At 40.0% G+C, this 19986-nt stretch carries 10 protein-coding genes; 4 read left to right on the top strand and 6 right to left on the bottom strand.

What is annotated here, in order from left to right; all coding sequences use genetic code 11:
* Positions 1–54 precede the first annotated feature (54 nt).
* Positions 55–3375 carry a SusC/RagA family TonB-linked outer membrane protein gene (locus B3139_RS07625; protein ID WP_293881490.1) on the bottom strand — a complete coding sequence of 1107 codons (3321 nt, stop codon included), beginning with the start codon at positions 3373–3375 and terminating at the stop codon, positions 55–57.
* Between the two features lie 136 nt (positions 3376–3511).
* Between B3139_RS07625 and B3139_RS07620 the strand changes: the two genes are divergently transcribed.
* Positions 3512–7405, top strand: a complete 3894-nt coding sequence (locus B3139_RS07620) for a hybrid sensor histidine kinase/response regulator transcription factor (RefSeq protein WP_293881489.1) — start codon at positions 3512–3514, stop codon at positions 7403–7405.
* Positions 7406–7533: 128 nt separating this feature from the next.
* On the opposite strand, the gene B3139_RS07615 is transcribed toward B3139_RS07620, so the two are convergent.
* Positions 7534–8781: a glycoside hydrolase family 88 protein gene (locus B3139_RS07615; RefSeq protein WP_293881488.1), complete on the bottom strand. Its 1248-nt coding sequence runs from the start codon at positions 8779–8781 to the stop codon at positions 7534–7536.
* A 560-nt stretch (positions 8782–9341) separates the two neighbouring features.
* Between B3139_RS07615 and B3139_RS07610 the strand changes: the two genes are divergently transcribed.
* The 3 genes from B3139_RS07610 to B3139_RS07600 all read left to right on the top strand — a co-directional run bounded on the left by B3139_RS07610 (position 9342) and on the right by B3139_RS07600 (position 15426).
* The gene (locus tag B3139_RS07610; protein WP_293881487.1) at positions 9342–10610 is read left to right on the top strand and encodes a Gfo/Idh/MocA family oxidoreductase; all 1269 of its coding nucleotides are present in this window, start codon (positions 9342–9344) and stop codon (positions 10608–10610) included.
* A gap of 12 nt (positions 10611–10622) precedes the next feature.
* Positions 10623–14024: a DUF1080 domain-containing protein gene (locus B3139_RS07605; RefSeq protein ID WP_293881486.1), complete on the top strand. Its 3402-nt coding sequence runs from the start codon at positions 10623–10625 to the stop codon at positions 14022–14024.
* A 151-nt stretch (positions 14025–14175) separates the two neighbouring features.
* Positions 14176–15426, top strand: coding sequence for an ROK family transcriptional regulator (locus B3139_RS07600; protein WP_293881485.1), 1251 nt, complete (start codon positions 14176–14178; stop codon positions 15424–15426).
* Here B3139_RS07600 and B3139_RS07595 read toward each other — a convergent pair.
* The 4 genes from B3139_RS07595 to pdhA form a co-directional block, all read right to left on the bottom strand.
* Entirely contained in the window at positions 15423–15782 is a 360-nt protein-coding gene (locus tag B3139_RS07595; protein ID WP_293881484.1) for a CoA-binding protein, read from the bottom strand. The two genes, B3139_RS07600 and B3139_RS07595, sit on opposite strands and share 4 nt — an antisense overlap.
* A 42-nt stretch (positions 15783–15824) precedes the next feature.
* Positions 15825–17015 (bottom strand): serine hydrolase domain-containing protein, encoded by a 1191-nt coding sequence (locus tag B3139_RS07590; protein ID WP_293881483.1) that lies wholly within the window; start codon positions 17013–17015, stop codon positions 15825–15827.
* 377 nt (positions 17016–17392) lie between these two features.
* On the bottom strand, positions 17393–19021 hold the full coding sequence (locus tag B3139_RS07585; RefSeq protein ID WP_293881482.1) for a pyruvate dehydrogenase complex dihydrolipoamide acetyltransferase: 1629 nt from the start codon (positions 19019–19021) through the stop codon (positions 17393–17395).
* Between the two features lie 29 nt (positions 19022–19050).
* Positions 19051–19986, bottom strand: a 936-nt coding sequence (gene pdhA / locus B3139_RS07580; RefSeq protein WP_293881481.1) for a pyruvate dehydrogenase (acetyl-transferring) E1 component subunit alpha, incomplete at its 5' end; no start/stop codon positions are given.

The raw sequence follows: 19986 nt of genomic DNA, 5'->3' as shown, positions 1-19986 counted from the left end.
AGTCTTACGCTATTGAAAACTCAAATTAACTCATCCTTCTGTTCGGAGATTAAGTTAAAAAGTTACCGATACCCCAGCGGAATATAGCTTCGCAATCGGATAAACGATCAGTGAACCGCCTAGTTCCGGATCCACTCCCGGAAAATCTTTATGTTTAAAAGTCAACAGGTTTTCTCCTGTTACAAATACCCTTAAGTCCTTAATTTTAGCTTGATTTATCCATTTCTTAGGAAATGTATAGCCTAATTGCAAAGACTTTAACTTTAAATACGAGGTATTGTACAAATAGAATGTATTAGCCTGCATGATTGAACTTGAGGAAAGCAAACGTGGATATTTACCATTGATATTTGCATTTGGATCTGTAGCAGGATCATAATTATCATAATCGCTATTGGCTCTTACGGCATCATAGGAATAGTATTTTGTCCAAGCGTCTGCTGGCAATTGGTCACCTGTATTCGCTAATATTGATCCGTTTGATCCACGCTCATTAATATAATGGTAAGAGCCAACGCGACCAGCCAACAACATATTTAGATCAAATCCTTTGTATGCGGCTGTCAGATTTAGGCCAAACACAAATTTGGCAACAGAAGACTTCCCGGTGAATTCACGGTCATCATCATTACCGTACTTACCATCACCATTCGCATCTGCCATAAGCATTTGTCCATACCAAATATTTGCTGCCCCAGGCCCCACTGAATTGTTATTGAAAGAATAGTTTGCGGCAATCATGGATTTTACCCATTCCAAGTCGGCTTTAGTACGAATCATTCCATCTGTAGGTCCTCCATTGGGATCTACACTTCCATCAGATTTCATATAAGTTCCAGTACCGGCATAAGGCCTCCTCAAAAACCATTCATCAAGCATATGCTGTTCTACACGACGTTCGTTTCCTCCCGTAGATACATCGGCTAAATTCGTATAGCGCCAAGTTGGATTACCCCAAATATCGAGGGTCGATGGATCTTGCTCATACTTTAATGTGCCTTTAAAACCCGAAACTCTGTTCATGTTATAGGAAATATTACCATTTACGCCATACCTAAACTCTCCAATTTTATCGTTCCAACCCAGATTAAGCTCTATCCCTTTATTATTCATTGAAGCAGTATTGGACATCGGCGCATTGATGTTTCCCATTGTCATGTAAATAATCGCTGCAGTTAAGATATCAGAAGTCTTTCGGGAATACATATCGGCCTCGACACTCAAACGACGATCCAAGAAACTGGCCTCTAACCCCAAATTATAGGTGGTCAGTTTTTCCCATGATAAACTCAGATTCTGAATGGTTTGTTGAATCACACCATTTGCAACCGACTCGTTGAATACATTATTCACTTTCTGATAAAGAGTCTGCCAGTCGTAATTCCCACTTATCGTGTTTCCTAAAGTTCCATAGGACCCTCTAAGCTTTAAGTAGTTAACCGTTGTTTTGGCTGGATCAAAAAAACGTTCGTTACTGATAACCCAACCCGCCGAGAAAGAAGGAAAAAATCCGGTGCGATGTCCTGGAGCAAACTTAGATGACGCATCCGAACGAAAGTTTCCTTCGAACAAATATTTACTATCATAGGCATAGTTTACCCGACCGAAATAAGAAACCATGGCATTCTCTGCCTTTGCATCTCCTCCAATTGATTCCATGGTTGCGCCAGAGGTAATATCGGTTACGTCCCAGTCTAGTAAGCCCCGTTTTGTAGCACTGAATCCTCCTGTTTTGGAATAATACTGTTCATACCCCGCTAAACCACCAACATCGTGTTTTCCAAAAGTATGCGCATAACGCAACAATGCATTCGCTGTATAATTGGATGATTTATAAGCGTATCTATAAGTCGTTGCCTGGTCCAGATTTCCTATCCCCTCTTTGGGCTTCTCAAAGCTTTCTCTAAAACTATACCTCGGCAAATTTTGGGAATAATTTTCATCCTCACGAATATATTCACTGTAGTTAAAGCGAGCCTCTGCAATAATTCCCTTCCAAATATCTGCGTTAGCATACCATGTACTATTGATACGTGTGTAGTTGTTTTCTCCCCCATTTGACGCTACCTGCTGCAGAATATTATCCTTATTTGTTGTGTTGGGATCTTCACTGGAACCGTATTTTCCCTCATAAATTGGTGTCATTCCAGGAAAAGCTTGCAGCAAATAAGTCATTGAAGTGCTGCCTGGCTGCTTATACTCCTTTGTTGCATAGGTCTGTGTACCGAAAGTAATTCTATCCGCAATTTTTGTTTCTACATTGGTCCGAATATTAAATCTTTTCATTCCCGTATTCGCCAATGTTCCAGGATTATTTTGATACCCTGCTGACAGGAGATAAGAAGATTTATCACTTCCTCCAGTTACCGAAACACCATATCGTTGATAATATTGTGGTTGAAAGAGAACCTGTGCCCAATCTGTATTTGGATAAGCTAACCAATTTGGAATACTATTCCCAGTGATTGGATTTGTGTAAATCCCGTTAGGATCGGCATTTGCTTTGCGCCAGTCTTCTATAGTTGAAAGCGTATAATCTGGAGATGTTGATGTTGGATTAGCGTTTACCTTAGCGATATTATGTAGTTCCATCCAATCCGCTGTACTCGACATAAACTTCAAATCAGTTTGCGCTTGTTCCCGAGCATATAAAGCGTTGAATGTGATTTTAGGCGCTTCACCTTTCTTTCCTTTTTTGGTGGTCACGAGAATTACACCATTTGCAGCACGAGATCCATAAATCGCTGCCGAAGCCGCATCTTTCAAAATGGAAATATTTTCGATATCATCTGTATTTAATGGAACCATATCGGCCACTGCACCGTCAACAAGAATCAGCGGATCATTATTATTAAATGACCCAGTACCACGAACACGAATAGAAACAGACTCACTTCCAGGATTACCATTCCCCTGCGTAACACGTATACCCGGCGCCGTTCCACCTAAGGCCGCCGCAAGGTTCATAATTGGCCTATTGGTGAGCTTATCTGCACCAACAGTAGCGACAGATCCTGTCAAATTGACTTTTTTCTGTGTACCATAACCTACAACGACAACTTCATCAAGCGCCGAAGTATTTCTTTCTAGCGTAACATTAATGACCGAACGTCCTTTAGGATTGATTTCTTGATCCTGATATCCTATGTATGAGATCAAGATTGTACCATTTTCTGAAACAGAGAGGGTATACTGACCCACCTCATTTGTAGAAGTAGAAGCACTTCCACCCTTTTCTCGAATCGTTACACCAGATAAAGGTGCTCCTTGACTGTCTGTAATCCGCCCCGTAATTGAAATTTTCTGCTGTGCCATACTCGCACCCACAGTAAACATCATCATAGCAGACAGTCCAACTTTGTAAAACTTTGCCATACTTTAGGAAATTAGTTTTATAATAAAAATTGGTTGTTTAATAAGCCAAAGATGAGTCTATGAGCAAATTATGGGGGGTAAAAATCTTAAATATTTGGGGGTAAAATCTTAAATTTGACACAAAGACCCCATAACCATGAGCATACTACCTATCTTGTGCCGACAATTTCTGCTGTTGATATCCATCATTTCCTTTTGTTATGCCCAAGATCTTAAATTTGAGACACTAAGCCAGGATAATGTATTGGATAAACAAGCGATATTGACAATTGCTCAAGATAGACAGGGTAAACTTTGGTTTGGCGGCGGAGCCAACCTTTTTGTATACGACTCCCAGAATATCACTAATATTTTAGTGCAGGATACTGCTTTTAAAAAAGTAGATTATATTAATAAGATTGGTATCAATGCAAAGAATCACCTGTTTATCGCTACGGCAACTCAATTATTTATTTTTGACATCGACAAACGCAAAGCTGTATTGAAACAGGGAAAACCTTTTCAGGAAAAAATCGTCGTCACCGACATCCAATTTTTATCAGACCAAATATTTCTATGCACGGACAAGGGACTCTTTCTGGCAATACCGACCGCCGGGACCTACAATCTCCAAAAAATTCTGGACCGTCCCTATGTACAATCCATTATTCAAACCAGCCCCACTACTTATATAATAGCAAGTTACAAAGGCATTGAGTCTTTTTCTCTGCAAAATGATCAGATCTCCCATATCCGGAATCTAATGCTGCCCCCGCTCCCCTTAAGAGAACGTATTTTCAGTACCCTATATCTTCATCAAAATGTGCTTTGGCTTGGGACAAAATTGCATGGAATATTCCAATTTAACTTCACGGATAACACCTGGAATAATTTGAATGAAACCAATAGTAATCTATTGAGCAATAACGTCCGGAAAATTGTGCCGACAAAAAATGGTGAACTACTGATTGGTACCTTAAAAGGACTCTCAATCTTTAACGGATCGGCACAGTTCGTAAACTATAAACATAATACTTCCGTCAAAAACTCATTGAGCCAAAATTCGATCTACGATATTTTTATCGATCGGCAACAAATCACTTGGATAGGAACCTATTTTGGTGGAATAAATGCTATTTACCCCAATCTTATCCCCATACAGCATTATTCAACCCGTTCGCTTTTTGGTCTTCGACTCAATAGCGATATTGCCAGTAGTTTCGCAGAATCAGAAAACGCCTATTGGATCGGAACGGAGGAAGAAGGAATCAATAAAATTGACAAGCGAACAGAAGCCACCTCTCCATTATCACAATTGACCCAGTCGAATCTGATTAAGGACTTATACACAAAAGATAACAAAATCTACGCCGCACAATATGGTGGCGGTTATTCCATTATCGATGCCCAATCTGGAAATGCGCAACACTTTTATCTGGAAAAAGATCGCCTAAATCTCAAAAATAACATCTACAGTATTTACGTCGATCCTGCGCATCGTATTTACCTCGGAACCAATAAAGGACTCTACACCGTGGACCCAGGGAAACAGCCGCAATATAATCCCGTTTTAAAGACAGCTACAATCGATGATATACAAGCTGATGCTAAACAGTACATTTACTTTCTGAGCGGGGGTTCGCTTTTTCGAAGAAAACCTAATGACTCAAACATAAAAGCGATACAACAATTGGATACATTGACGGTAGGAGGATTTTATGTTCATCCGAATGGGGATATCTGGTTAACATCCAACCAATATTTATATCATTTTGATCAGCATAGTCACTTAACCAAGGTATCTTACTTTCCAAGCAACGCACTAGGTTGGCCCATCTATGTGAACAATAAGGTATGGCTTACCAGTAAAGATGGTCTCATTTGCTTTGATCCCGAGACAAAACATAGCTATCTGCTCAATCAATATGATGGTTTACCGGTTAAAAATCTTCTTGGAGCTAAGGTCTTCGCCAGCAAAACAGGAACATTATTTGTCACCACACTCAACGGTGTAATTTCCCTAGATACTCGAAAAATAACCTTCAATCAAAACATCCCCAATGTCCTCCTCCGAAATATCTTCCTCGAAGAGACTCCACTAAACTACGGAAGGATTCAGAAAATGGAAGATGCAAACAGCTATCAGCTCAGCCTCCGACACGATGAAAACTTTCTTACGATTAATTTCTCAGGTTCTAATTTCATCAAACCGCAAAAGAATAGGTATCGATACAAACTCGACGGTTTTGACAAGGATTGGATCGAAACAAGTAATCCTTCAATACGATATACGAATGTTCCAGTAGGTACACATAGACTGACCATATTCGCGAGTAACAATGATGGCATTTGGAGCAGTACACCGCTACGGATTAATATCGACATTCAACCTCCATTTTGGAGAACGTGGTGGGCCTATCTAATATATGCAGGATTATTTTCTCTGGGCGTACATCTGGTTATTAAGTTTGTTGTCGAAAGGAAGATGTTAATCAATTCGGAACGGGAGCAGGAAAAGAAAATAAAATTCTTCACGCAGATATCTCACGAAATTCGTACTCCGTTGACTTTGATTACTGCTCCGTTAGATGAAATTATATCAGAAACAGCTCATCTTACCGCTACCCAAAATAAAGTAAAACGAATAAAAAAGAATGCCAACAAACTCCTAGGAGTCATCAACGAATTACTCGACTTTAAAAAGTTCGACGACAAGCACTTTGTCCTGAAAAAAACGGACATCTCTTTTAGGGAATACATAGAAGACACCTTCTACCTATTAAATGATCTTGCCAAAGCAAAGCATCTCAACTATTACATCAGGCAGTTGGATTCCGTAGGCTTACAATCCATAGATACAATACAATTTGATAAAGTCATGTTCAACCTGCTGTCAAATGCGATCAAGTACACACCTGAACAAGGCACTGTTTATCTGGATTTGGTCGATAACAACCATACAATAACTATTAACATCGTCGATAATGGAATTGGGATCGCAAGCGATAACCAATTCAAAATATTTGAAGAGTACTATCGCGAAGAACAAGCTCAAGATGCAATAGGCACTGGAATCGGACTTGCGTTAACCAAACATATTGTACAACAGCACAAGGGGGATATCTGTTGCCTTACACAGGACGATGAAAAAGGAAAATGGACTGTGTTTACCATAAATCTACCGAAAGATCTTGGACACAAAGCAGATAATCAGCCAGATACTCAGCTCATAGAGACTCCTGCAAAGGAAATAGAAGACGTTAGAGTACTAGCCCCAAGCATCCTTGATACCTCCGTTCAAAAAACTATTTTAATTGTTGAAGACAATAAAGAATTAATAGCAACAGTGGTGGGTCTGTTTCAAGATGCCTACACGATCATTACAGCTCACAATGGTGAAGAGGCTCTTTCGAGGGCATTGGAATATGTCCCCGATCTAATTATTTCGGATCTGATGATGCCTTATATGGATGGTGCTCAACTGTGCGAAGCCATTAAAAAAAATATAATCACTAGCCATATCCCATTCATCTTGCTGACCGCAGTTACTGATAGCAACACGCAGACTTTAGCGTTGGAAAACGGCGCAAATATCTATTTGACAAAGCCTTTTGATAATAAACAACTCTTTCTTTCTGCGCAAAATCTCCTCGCTATCAGTCAGGCGAAAAGTAAGGCGTTTCAGGTCAAGACCACTACTTTCGACAATGAACTTGATGCACAATTCATTTCCTCCTTAAATCAATTGATCGAAAAAAATCTTCAATCGGACGGTTTTGATGTCAATTTTATTTCTCGAACAATGGGGATGAGTGCGCCAATCCTCTATCGTAAGTTGAAAGCGATATCCAATTTATCGCTCAATAACTATGTGAAAATGTATAGGCTAAACAAAGCGAAAGAATTACTGAATTCGGCCATGAACATCAGTGAGGTTGCCTACGCTGTAGGATTTTCGGATAGAAAATACTTCAGTAAGGAATTTAAAAAACAGTTTGGACATAATCCATCAGAACAAACAGCAAATTCGAGCCAGACGACTAAATCTTAGGTATATTTTCAATGAACTCGCCATCCTGTTCCACAAAAAAGAGATGCTCAGAGCATCTCTTTTTGATCTATTCCGGAGTCATTAAAACGAGTTCATCTCCCAAGAATTTGCCTTATTTTTTGATCGCTTTATTTAGCAATCGCTTTAATCATTGGTTCACCATCCAATAAACGTTGATACCGCACCAAAGCCTCCACATAATAATAATCTGCATAGGTCAATGGGACATCGATTTCCGAATTCAAAGGTAGTGCTCCAACACTATGTTGCAAGATGTAACCCCCGTTTTGACCATAAGGAGCGAGATAGGGTGCCTTCGAAAGGCTTCTAAGAATCGTTTCCGCCTTATTAAAATAATCCAACGCTTCAGTTCCCTTTGTATATTGTGAGAGCTCCAATAATGCTGAAGCATATAATGCTGCCGCAGATACATCCCTTAGATCTCTGTTCGGATACATTTTATCCGACTTCGCAATTTTATCTTTATCAAAATCCCAATATGGAACCAAATCAGCAGGCAGATTTGGGTTGCTTAGTATGTATTTTGCGATTTGCTGTGCCTGCTTCAAGAATTCTTTCTTTTTTGTTTCACGATACATCATGGTATAACCGTATAGTGCCCATCCCTGTCCTCTTGCCCAGGCCGACTCATCAAATGCTCCTTGATGTGTCTTTTTTCCGATGGCCTTACCGGTCTTCTTATCATAATCGATCACATGGTAGGAACTATAATCTTTTCTGAAGTGGTTTTTCAAGGTTGTTTCAGCATGAGATACCGCAATATCATAGCATTTTTTATCTCCAGTCACCTTAGATACCTGTGTCAAAAACTCCAAATTCATCATATTATCAATGATTACCGGATATTGCCATGATCCATGATCCCAGGAACGGATCGCTTTGGTAATAGGACTATAGCGAGATGCCAAAGAATTCGCACCAGTGCTCAATATGGGTATATACTTTAGCGTATCACCGGTAAGACGAAGCGCATTACCAAAACTACAGAAAAGCATAAAACCCAAATCATGTGTGCCTTTGTTGTTCTTTTCTTTCTCCAGATACGTCAATTTTTCTGTTGCTTTCTCCAATAATGCTTTTTCTTTGGTGCCTTCATATAGATACAATAACGTCCCTGGATAGAAACCCGAGCACCACCAGCTCGAAGAAGAAAATACGTGTTCACCCTGCTCAAAGGTTTTCGGAAATTTTTCTGCAGGAGTTTCTGCCGCAAGAACCTTTATCTGATTCGCAGCAGCGTCCAGCTGTTCCTGAATAAAGGCTTTGGACAAATTCGGTTTTACTGTTTGCGCCTGAACAATCGGGCATATGCCCAACGCGGCTAATACTAACACAAAAGATTGATTTAGTTTCATTATCTATTAGATTTTTAGTCAGTCGATGCCCGCGAATCAATTCGATCGGACATAATTCCCTTTCTCCCTAACACAAATTGAATTGATTAACAAATCATGGAAGTGCAGTTTCTAGCTACATCCATATGATTTTACAACCTATTCTACAATCCAAAAAATTGGTGTTCTTGAATTCATTTTTTAGGATTTGCTATCAGAGTGACAATAAAGATGCTGCAATATTTTACCGGAATCAAGCCCCTTTTACGAAAACGATTAAGTATAATTGAAACTTACTGGACTAGCACATTGTCGCGGCGGCTTGCCACTGTACTGAAATGTAACAATTCTCAGACAAAAATGACATCATAGGTAAAAAATCGCCTACTATATTGGAAAGAAATGGATTTACAGCTACTCTTTTGCCATTTTTTAATAAAACCTAAATAAACAATACGTAAAATTTTAGTTATCAGTTTACATTCACCAGTTTTTTATCTATTTTTAAGACTAAATATCCAATGCCGTTAATTTTAACAGCCTAATAAAGGATCAATTATAAAACAACTAATCCAACCAAAATGAAAGAACAGAATTCATCAAGGCGTGATTTCATAAAAAAATCCGTGGTCGGTGCTGCGGCATTTTCTATCGTACCACGCTTTGTACTCGGAGGACAGGGCTATCTTGCTCCGAGCGACCATCTAACCAAAGGTGTCATTGGTGTCGGCAATATGGGCCGTGGACACTTTGGCTACGCCGGAACTAAAACAGTAGCCATTTGTGATGTGGACAAAACTCATCTGGCGGCAGCACAAGCAGACTTAGGCGGTGGCGTGAAGGAATACCATGACTTTAGGGAGTTGATTAAATCTCCGGAAGTAGATATTGTGCATATCGCTACTCCCCCACATTGGCACGGATTGATGTCTATTGAAGCAGCAAAAGCAGGAAAGGATATCTGGTGTGAAAAACCCATGACGCGAACTATTGGTGAGGGTAAAAAAGTGAAAGAAGCCATCGCTCAGCACGGCAATATCTTTCGTCTAAATACCTGGTTTCGTTTCAAGGACGACTTTTATGGCATGAATGTTCCCGTAAGCAAAATCAAAAAATTAGTTGATACAGGCATGTTGGGCTGGCCATTGAAAGTTACGATAAGCAAACATACAGGCTTTGACTGGAAATTCTATTGGGTAGGAAAGGAAAATTTACCTGAGGAGAATGTACCGGCGGAACTTGACTACGATTTTTGGTTAGGTCCAGCGCCATACAAACCGTACAACAAGCACCGTGTACACACCACTTTTAGAGGCTATTGGGATTATGATGGCGGTGGCCTTGGAGATATGGGACAACATTATATGGATCCTGTTCAATACTTTTTAGGTAAAGACAATGAAAGTCCCATTACTGTCGATGTTGATGCTCCGCAACAACATCCGGATGCTGTGGGTACATGGCGACGCATTACATTTACTTATGCAGATGGTTGCCAGATTATTCTAGACGGCGATGCAAAGGATGAAAAGGCAGCCTATATCGAAGGACCAAAAGGTAAATTATATAAAGGATTTCAATCTGATATACCCGATTTGGAAAGAAAGCTTGCACAATACCCTGAACCTGCACCACAGATTGTCGACTTCCTGGAATCTGTACGCACAAGAGAAAAGTTTGCACTGAATGAAATCAATGGACATCGTTCTTGTACTTTGGTCAACATGGGATTAGCAGCATTGCGACTAAACCGATCACTAAAATACGACTCCCAAAATGAGCTATTTATTAACGACGATGCCGCAAATAGATTAATTCACCAACCAATGAGAGGCCCTTGGTCTATTTAAAAAGATATCCTAATGAAAAGAATATTCAATTCGCTGACTGTATTGCTTCTTATATCTGGTGCAACCTACGCTCAGCAACCACAAAATAGAACGACTGCAACCAAAATAGCAGACGTATTGGCACAGCAGCCTGCCGAAGAAAAAGAAAAGTTTTTGCTTGCAATGCATGAGCTAGAAGGCTTCTCTGCTGACGATGTTGTCACTTTCCTTAAGAGACTTAAAGCACCAGGTAGCAATAATGCTCCGATAGAATTTGCGGCAAACAGCTATTCGTTCTATGTAAATCAGCCCGGCAAAGAACAACAAAAAAGAGTTTTTGTTGAAGGATTGGCGAAGGCCATATCACAATTGGACGAACCGACAAATCAAGTTTTTGCGTTACGCCTGTTGCGTCAATGTGCCGATAATGCAGCTATACCTGCTGTCGCAAAGTGTTTAACAAATGATTATCTGGCCGACGCGGCAGCAAGAACGCTGGTATCTATCCGTACCCCTGAGTCGACAGCAGCATTAGAAAAGGCTTTGACTTCGTCAACGACAGAGAAAACTGCCACCGCCATTGTTACAGCTCTCGGCGATCTAAAGGATAAAAATGCCGAAAATGCCATTTTAGGACTAATACAAAAATATCCATCGGAGGGTTTCCAACGGACTACATTAATTGCATTAAGCAAAATCGGTGGCACAGCTTCTCAATCGCTATTCGACGAAAAATTGAATGCAGCGGGATACAGCTATGATAAATTGGATGCGGTTGGACTTGGCATTGACTATGCCCAAGCACTGATCGATAACAAGCACGACCAAGATGCGATCAAGTTTCTGAACAAATTTTTCCAGGAATCCCAAAAAGCAAAATCGATCAACGGTCAGATTGCATCGCTCAAATTATTGACAACAATTGACCCCGCGAAACAGCGAAAGAACTTATTGGCTGCAGTAAAGAGCGATAATGGTGCCTACCGGAATATCGCATTGCAATTACTCGGAAAATATGGCAAAGGCAGTGACGCAAAAAGCTTGCTTGCTTTAGCGAGCAAAAGTACACCGGAAGTTCAAGAAAGTGTATTGAACTATTTAGCGCACAATGGTTCTGCAAGCAGCTTAAAGCTAATCCATGGGTTAGTCAATAAGACTGAGTCTCCGGCAACTAAATTGGCTGGATTGAGTGCATTAAATACGCTTTCACAGGGAAAAGAAACCAATACTTTAATCCAAGCTCTTAATACCGACCAACAATTCAACAATTCGGTAAAGGCATTGATCCTCTCATCTAAAGATGCAAATGTCGTTACCGATGTCAACAATGCCCTTGCAAATGTAGACGACGACAAGAAGATTCAATTGCTGGACATTTTGAGTAAACGTTCCAATAATGCGTCATCCAAAGCTGTATTGGCAATAAAAAGTGTAAATCCTGCTGTAGAAGAAGGGATCAATAAAGCTCTCCCCAATGTAGCGCAGGAAGCAGATTTAGAAGAACTCTTCAATAGATTAAACAATACGACAGACAGTAAATCTGCTGCGCTATTGCAACGTGCCCTAGTTAACGTGATTCGGTCGAGCGCAGATTCAAAAGGATTAACTGAAAAAATCGCCGCTCGCCTATCGAACTCAGCAGCAACAAATACCGCCAAATATTTCCCTATTTTTGCTGGACTGGGCGACGCACAGTCATTGAAAGCTGTAACTGCATATCTTAACAACTCTAACACAACTCTACGATCAGCAGCAATCGAGTCGTTGGCGACCTGGTCTTCCGCAAACGCTTTACCAGAATTAATAACACTATCCAGAACAGAAAAAGACGATAATCTTTTCAATACAGTATACAGAGGATTGATCAAATCAATCTCTTCTTCTTCAAATACACCTGAGCAGAAAACTTTATTGTTGCGAGATGCATCCAGTGTCGCCAAAACAACAGAACAGAAAAGAGCTGCGCTATCGGCATTGCAACCAACAGGAACATATCAGTCTTTCGTTTTCGCAGCTGACTTGATGAACGATGCTCAACTTGCCGGAACAGCAACTAATGTAGCGATGAACATTGCAATGGACAATAAATTCTACGGTAAGAAGGTCAGAGAAGTTTTGGAACAGGTAATCGGTAAATTGTCCGGTAGCGAAAGTGGATATCTCAAAGAAGCTGTTGTTCGTTATCTTGCTGAAATGCCCATCAAAGAAGGCTATGTCGCACTTTTCAACGGAAAGGATCTCACTGGCTGGAAAGGATTGGTCGCCGACCCGATCAAACGCAGTAAGATGAACGAAAAAACTTTAGCGACAGCGCAAGCTAAAGCGGACGATATCATGCGCAAAGGCTGGACAGTAGCCAATGGTCAAATTGTATTCAGCGGAAAAGGTGACAATCTTGCAACCGTAAAACAATATGGTGACTTCGAAATGCTGGTAGACTGGAAATTGGAAAACTATGGTGGAATAGAGGGTGATGCTGGCATTTACCTGAGAGGCACGCCACAAGTACAAATTTGGGATATCGCCAATACAAGAGTAGGCGCCCAAGTGGGATCTGGCGGATTATATAACAACCAGAAAAATGAAAGCAAACCCCTGAAAGTTGCCGATAATGCTACTGGCGAATGGAATACATTTAAAATCAAGATGGTGGACGATAAAGTCACAGTTTGGTTAAACGGGCAGTTGGTAACCGATAATGTCCCTCTCGAAAACTACTGGGATAGAAACCAATCAATCTTCCCCACTGAACAAATTGAATTACAAGCGCATGGTTCGGTAGTCTATTACAGAGATCTCTTTATCAAGGAATTCCCGAGAAAACAAATCTTTAAGTTGAACGATCAAGAGAAAAAAGAAGGTTTTGAAGTACTTTTTGATGGAACAAATCTCGACAAGTGGACAGAAAACCAAGCTTATGTGATCAATGACGAAGGTTATATCTGGGTATACCCAAATGCAAAATTTGGTGGCAATCTTTATACAAAAGAAGAATACGCTGACTTCATTTTCCGCTTCGACTTCAAATTGACTCCCGGAGCCAACAATGGCGTAGGAATACGAGCACCTTTGGAAGGAGACGCCGCCTATGAAGCCATGGAGATCCAGGTGCTGGATGATGATGCAGATGTCTATAAAGACTTGAAACAGTATCAATATCACGGTTCAATTTATGGCGTTGTTCCTGCTAAAAAAGGCTACTTAAAACCAGTTGGTGAGTGGAACGCTGAAGAAATAATCGTGAAAGGGAATCGCATCAAAGTTACCCTGAATGGTACTGCCATTGTGGATGCAGATATCGCAGAGGCAAGTAAAAACGGTACCCTGGACGGAAAACAACATCCTGGACTTAAACGTACGTCTGGTCATATCGGATTCTTGGGGCACGGTACTGAAGTATTCTTCAAAGACATTCGGGTAAAAAAACTCAAATAGTATAGATGTATAAGCAGCGGGGGGATAAGGTATCTTATCCCCTTTTTGCTAAATAGCCAACTTACTTACCGATTAAGAAAATAACCAAATGATTCCAAAACTTTTGCTAAATTAAAGCCCTGAGGATTCTATTTCAAAAATATGATGTTTTATGACTAAAGCCGTAAATTTACTGATTAACAAAAAATTGGAGAGTAAACCTGAAAAGAAAAATCTATTCAATAAACTCTCCATTATAAAATTAATAGCCGAATTAGGATCTGTATCGGTAAATGACATTGTTAAAAACCTATATTTAAGCCTGCCTACAGTGAATAGCTTGATCGCAGAATTACTGGAAGATGATTTTATACGTCAATTTGACAAAGGAGAATCTATTGGTGGGCGCAAACCTAATTTATACAAATTACGGGATGGATTGTTTCAGGTTTTATCAATTGAGCTTCAACGCTTTTCGATTACTATGAGCATCATGGATAATAATCAACATGTAATTGCAGAAACGATCGAGCTTGAAAATGAATTGTCCCGCAATGCAGAAAATCTAGTAACCATTACACAAATTATTGATCAATACCTGATCGACAAATCTGTTGATATCGAAAACTTGACAGGATTGATTATTGGCATGCCTGGATTGATCAATGCAGAAGAAGGTACCAATGAGACATTTTTACACGATGAAAATCAATCTATTTCGGACTATTTCGAGCTTAAATATAAAAAGCCAGTCTTCATTCTGAATGATGTTAAAGGTGCAGCGTACGCTGAATTGAAATTTGGTTTGGCAAAAAACACCAAAAACAGCCTGATTATTTTAATGGATTGGGGAATAGGTTTAGGAATTGTATCAAATGGTGAAGTCTATCTTGGCCGGGATGGCTACTCTGGTGAAGTGGGTCACATGCCTTTTATCGACAACGGTGAACTTTGTTACTGTGGCAAAAGAGGCTGCCTAGAGACTGTTGCTTCGGGCATCGCGTTGGTTAACAATGCCAAGCAGGAAATCCAAAAAGGAGAACTGACTAAATTAAATGAATTACTAGCAGAAGATTTACAACATTTAACACCAACTCATATTATTGAAGCTGCAAATAAAGGGGATCAATTTGCAATCAATCAGATTTCCAAACTGGGCACAAATCTTGGAAAAGCATTCGCATCACTGATACAATTGCTCAATCCGGAATTAATCGTGTTAGGTGGAAAAATTGCAAAAGCAAATGAATTGATCACTATTCCGATACAACAGGCTATTAATTCGTATACTATGGCAATATTGAAAGAACACTGTGAAATAAAAGTTTCCAGCTTGAATCTGGACAGTAATACTGTGGGTCTTACAAACTATTTTATCACAAAGTACTTATCGGTTGAACTACTTCGGAAATCCAAAGTCTAAAATTGTCCTGTACTCAATAAAACCAGGGTACAGGCTCTTTCAGTTTTAATACCGTGCTCCATTGCGAGCTGCTCTAATTCAGGATTCTCTGCGCCTGGATTGAATATAATCCGTCTCGGTTTCGTTGCCAAAATATAGTCATAATATTCTTTCTGATTATGTTCACCGACGTACATCGTCACAGTATCAATATCGGGGTAGACCTCGCCTTTCTTTTCAATAGAAACTCCAGCTGCTTCACCACCACTCAGACCAATATTAACAATATCATGTCCATACCTATGCAGCATATTTGCGGCTTTATTCGAATAACGAGAAGGGTTGCTACTAGCACCCAAAATCAATGTCTTTTTCATTTTTATATTCGTTTATATCACCTATTGATCGCCCCGGGAAACTTACTCATCAATGATAAAATCACCGTGACTACTATAGGCATTTTTACGCAATATGGGCATTCCCAATATTTTATATAGCTCGTCCAATTTAACCAAACTTCCATTAGTCATATTAGAAAGCAGAACAATAACAATATTTCTTTTTAAATCTCTTACGTAAATATGTCTAAAACCGTGCCACCAACCTGTATGGTAGACAATATGTTCATTGCCATGCTCAAACGTACGCCAGCCATAACCATAGCTAAAAATCCCTTTTTTCGCATCGGGATATCCTCTGTATGCCGAATCTAATGTGGACTGTTTTAACAACCTTCCATCCCTCAAAGCGAGGTCAAAGCGATAAAGATCACGAACGGTACTATAGATCCCCTTGTCACCGAGTGGTCCATCCTGAAAATTTTGTACAACGGATCTCCTCCATATCTTATCGTGTCCAATAACATTGGTAGGAATCTTATCATATACAGCCTTTGAAAGTGCAGCCGTATTTGTCATCCCTGCAACATTGAACACACTATCTTTCATATAAGTAGCGTAGTCTTGCTTTGAAACCTTCTCTATAATAGCTCCTAAGACCATAAAGTTCGAGTTATTATAAAAAAAACGTCCCCCTGGTGCCCCATAGCGATTAGGCTTAAACTCGGTCAGCATTTTCATTACATCCTGATTAGTCATCCCCTTCTTACGATCAGGCCAGTGTTTTTCTGAAAAGTAGACGTAATTAGGTAATCCCGAACGATGAGTCAATAACATTTTTATGGTAATGCCTGGATATGGAAAATCAGGATAGAAGTCATTGATCGTTTGATCGAGGCGCAACTTTCCAGCCTCCACCAACTTTAAAGTCCCCACGGCTGTAAGCGGTTTAGAAACGGAAGCCAACTCAAATTTGTCGTCAATTTTTAGGCTATCCCGTTTTAGGTAATTAGCCCAGCCAAATGTATTTTGATATAAAATTTTTCCATCTTTGGCAATAAGAACATTTCCGTTGAATGCAGCTTTTGAATGAAGATTCTTCATAAAAGCATCGATTTTCAGATCTGCATTATTGGGATTATAAACCAGTCTTGTACTATCTACTTTTGCCTGCTCTATTGCTGCTTCCTTCTGCTTTTTCTCTTTTGAGCTACAGGCAACTGTAGATGCCAACAAAAGAGCGACCATTCCCTTTAAAAAAAATAATTTCACTATATTATGTCTCCCGGATTTTTGTATTATTTGTATTGCATATCAATAAATATCACCTATTTCTCTTCTATTAAATGATATAAAATTATCAAAGTTCGTAATCGAAGAACAAGCGTATTGATAATAATGCTAAAATGAAGATTTTAGTATAAAAAAACGAATTTTTTCCTCACTATATTGTTATTCATCGTTTATGTTACCTAGTCTACTTACTACGGTCTTCCTTTTAAAAACATTCAAGCCTATTTAGGTGCAATATCTTGATGGTCTTCCCAACATAAAATGGCCAGCCTTTCACTTCCGAGAGCTTAAACTAGTTAAAAAAACAAAAAAAGCCACTTTATTGCTAAAGTGGCTTTCATTCCTTTGTTAAAGGACTATGCTAACAATCTTACTGGATTTTCAACCAAAGATTTTAATGTCTGTAAAAATGCAGCTCCAGTTGCGCCATCTACCACACGGTGATCACAGCCCAATGTTACTTTCATTACATTACCCGGAACTACTGCGCCATTTTTAACAACAGGAACAGCCTGAATTGCTCCAACAGAAAGGATTGCCCCATCTGGAGAGTTTATGATGGATGTAAATTCGTCAATTCCGAACATCCCTAGGTTGGAAACAGTAAATGTAGATCCTTCCCAATCAGCAGGTTGTAATTTTTTAGCTTTCGCTTTTTGAGCGAAGTCTTTTACTTCTGCAGAGATATGAGACAATGATTTGCCATCTGCGAACCGTACAACAGGAACTAATAAACCATCCTCAACAGCCATTGCCACGCCAATGTTGGTATGCTCATTGAAACGTATTTTATCGCCTTGCCATGAAGAGTTTACAGCAGGATGTTTTTTCAATGCAACAGCGACAGCTTTTACAACGATGTCATTGAAAGAAACTTTCACTGGAGCAACTTCATTGATTTGAGCTCGAGCAGCCATAGCATTATCCATGTCTATAGATACTGTCAAATAGAAGTGCGGTGCGGTAAACAATGACTCAGCCAAACGACGCGCAATAGTTTTACGCATTTGGTTAACTGGTTTTTCCGTGTAACGTTCTTCCCCAACATACGTAGGTAAAGTAATCGCTTTTGCTTCTGCAGGGGCAGCTGCGGATTTAGTCTCTACAGGTTGTGCAGCAGCAGGAACGAATGACTCAACGTCTTTCTTCACAATACGGCCACCATCTGCAGACCCCTTAATATCACTTAAGTTGATCCCTTTTTCTTGCGCAATTTTACGTGCTAAAGGTGAAGCTTTCACCCGAGAATCGTCGTTGCTAACAGCCGGTGCCGCAGGAGATGATGCAGTTGAAGTAGCATCAGCTTTAGGAGCTTCAGTCGACTCGGCCTTTGGCGCATCAGATTTTTGATTCAACAAAGGAGTAATGTCAGTTCCAGCAGGACCAACGATTGCTATAATGTCATTAACCTTTGCAGCTTCTCCAGCTTCAAGACCTACATATAACAAGGTACCGTCAGCATAGGCAGTAACTTCCATCGTAGCTTTATCCGTTTCTACATCTGCAATGGCATCGTCAGATTTGATCGTATCACCAACTTTGAAGTTCCATTGCGCAATAACACCTTCTTTCATGGTATCACTCAACAACGGCATTGTGATTACGGTACATCCTAATTCCTCAGGAGTTACTGTGCTTGCCGAAGATTCTGGAGCAGAAACTTCTTCTTCTTTTTTGTCTTCAGTTTTTTCTGGTGCTTTCTCAGCTTCAGGAGCATCTCCGCTCAACAGCGCTTGAAAATCCTCTCCTGGTTCTCCCAAAACTGCAATAACAGCGTCAATAGCTACTGCTTCGCCTTCTTTAGGACCAATATATAAAAGAGTTCCTTCTTGGTAAGACTCAAAGTCCATAGTAGCTTTGTCCGTTTCGATCTCTGCTACTAAATCGCCAGAATTCACTTTATCACCAACTTTTTTGTGCCATTTCGCGATAACCCCTTCGGTCATTGTATCGCTCATTTTCGGCATTCTTACTACTTCAGCCATTCTTTGTTATATTATCAAGTTAAAGAGTATTAATCTAAAATAAATGGATAGTCTTGTTGTACATAGACATCTTTGTACAACTCATCTACAGTTGGATAAGGAGATTCCTCTGCAAATTTAACCGATTCCTCAACTACTTTTTTCACATCAGCTTCTACTTCAGCAAACCAAGCGTCATCAGCATAGTTGTTTTCTAAGATAGCATGTTTAGTCGACAACAATGGATCACGGTCTTTATAAGCTTCCAGTTCTTCTTTAGTACGATACTTCGCTGGATCAGACATCGAGTGTCCTTTGTAGCGATAAGTACGAATTTCCAAGAATGTAGGTCCTTCGCCCGCACGAGCACGTTGAACAGCCTCATCCATCGCGTTATGTACAGCAACAACATCCATTCCATCTACTGGAGCTGAAGGCATATCAAAGCCCAAGCCCATCTTGTAAATATCCTGCATATTAGTTGTACGTTGTACAGACGTACCCATAGCATAACCATTGTTTTCACAAACAAAAATAACAGGCAATTTCCACAACATCGCCATGTTAAGTGTTTCGTTGAATGCACCTTGACGTACAGCTCCGTCGCCCATATAACAGATGTTCACATTATCTGTACCAAGATATTTCTCAGCAAATGCAATACCAGCACCTAAAGGAATCTGACCACCAACAATACCATGGCCACCCATGAATTTATGCTCTTTGGAGAAGAAGTGCATAGAGCCTCCTTTACCTTTGGAACAACCTGTGATCTTTCCATATAATTCAGCCATACAAGCATTGGCAGAAACGCCTTTAGCCAAAGCGTGGGCGTGATCACGATAAGCAGTGATTAAAGAATCTTCAGGTTTAATAACCGACATCGTTCCAGCGACAACTGCTTCTTGTCCTATGTACAAGTGACAGAAACCACGAATCTTTTGCTGTCCGTAAAGTTGACCTGCTTTTTCTTCAAACTTACGCAT

Source organism: Sphingobacterium sp. UBA1498 (assembly GCF_002325125.1).
Classification (GTDB): domain Bacteria; phylum Bacteroidota; class Bacteroidia; order Sphingobacteriales; family Sphingobacteriaceae; genus Sphingobacterium.
This window is presented reverse-complemented; position numbering and strand designations above follow the sequence as displayed.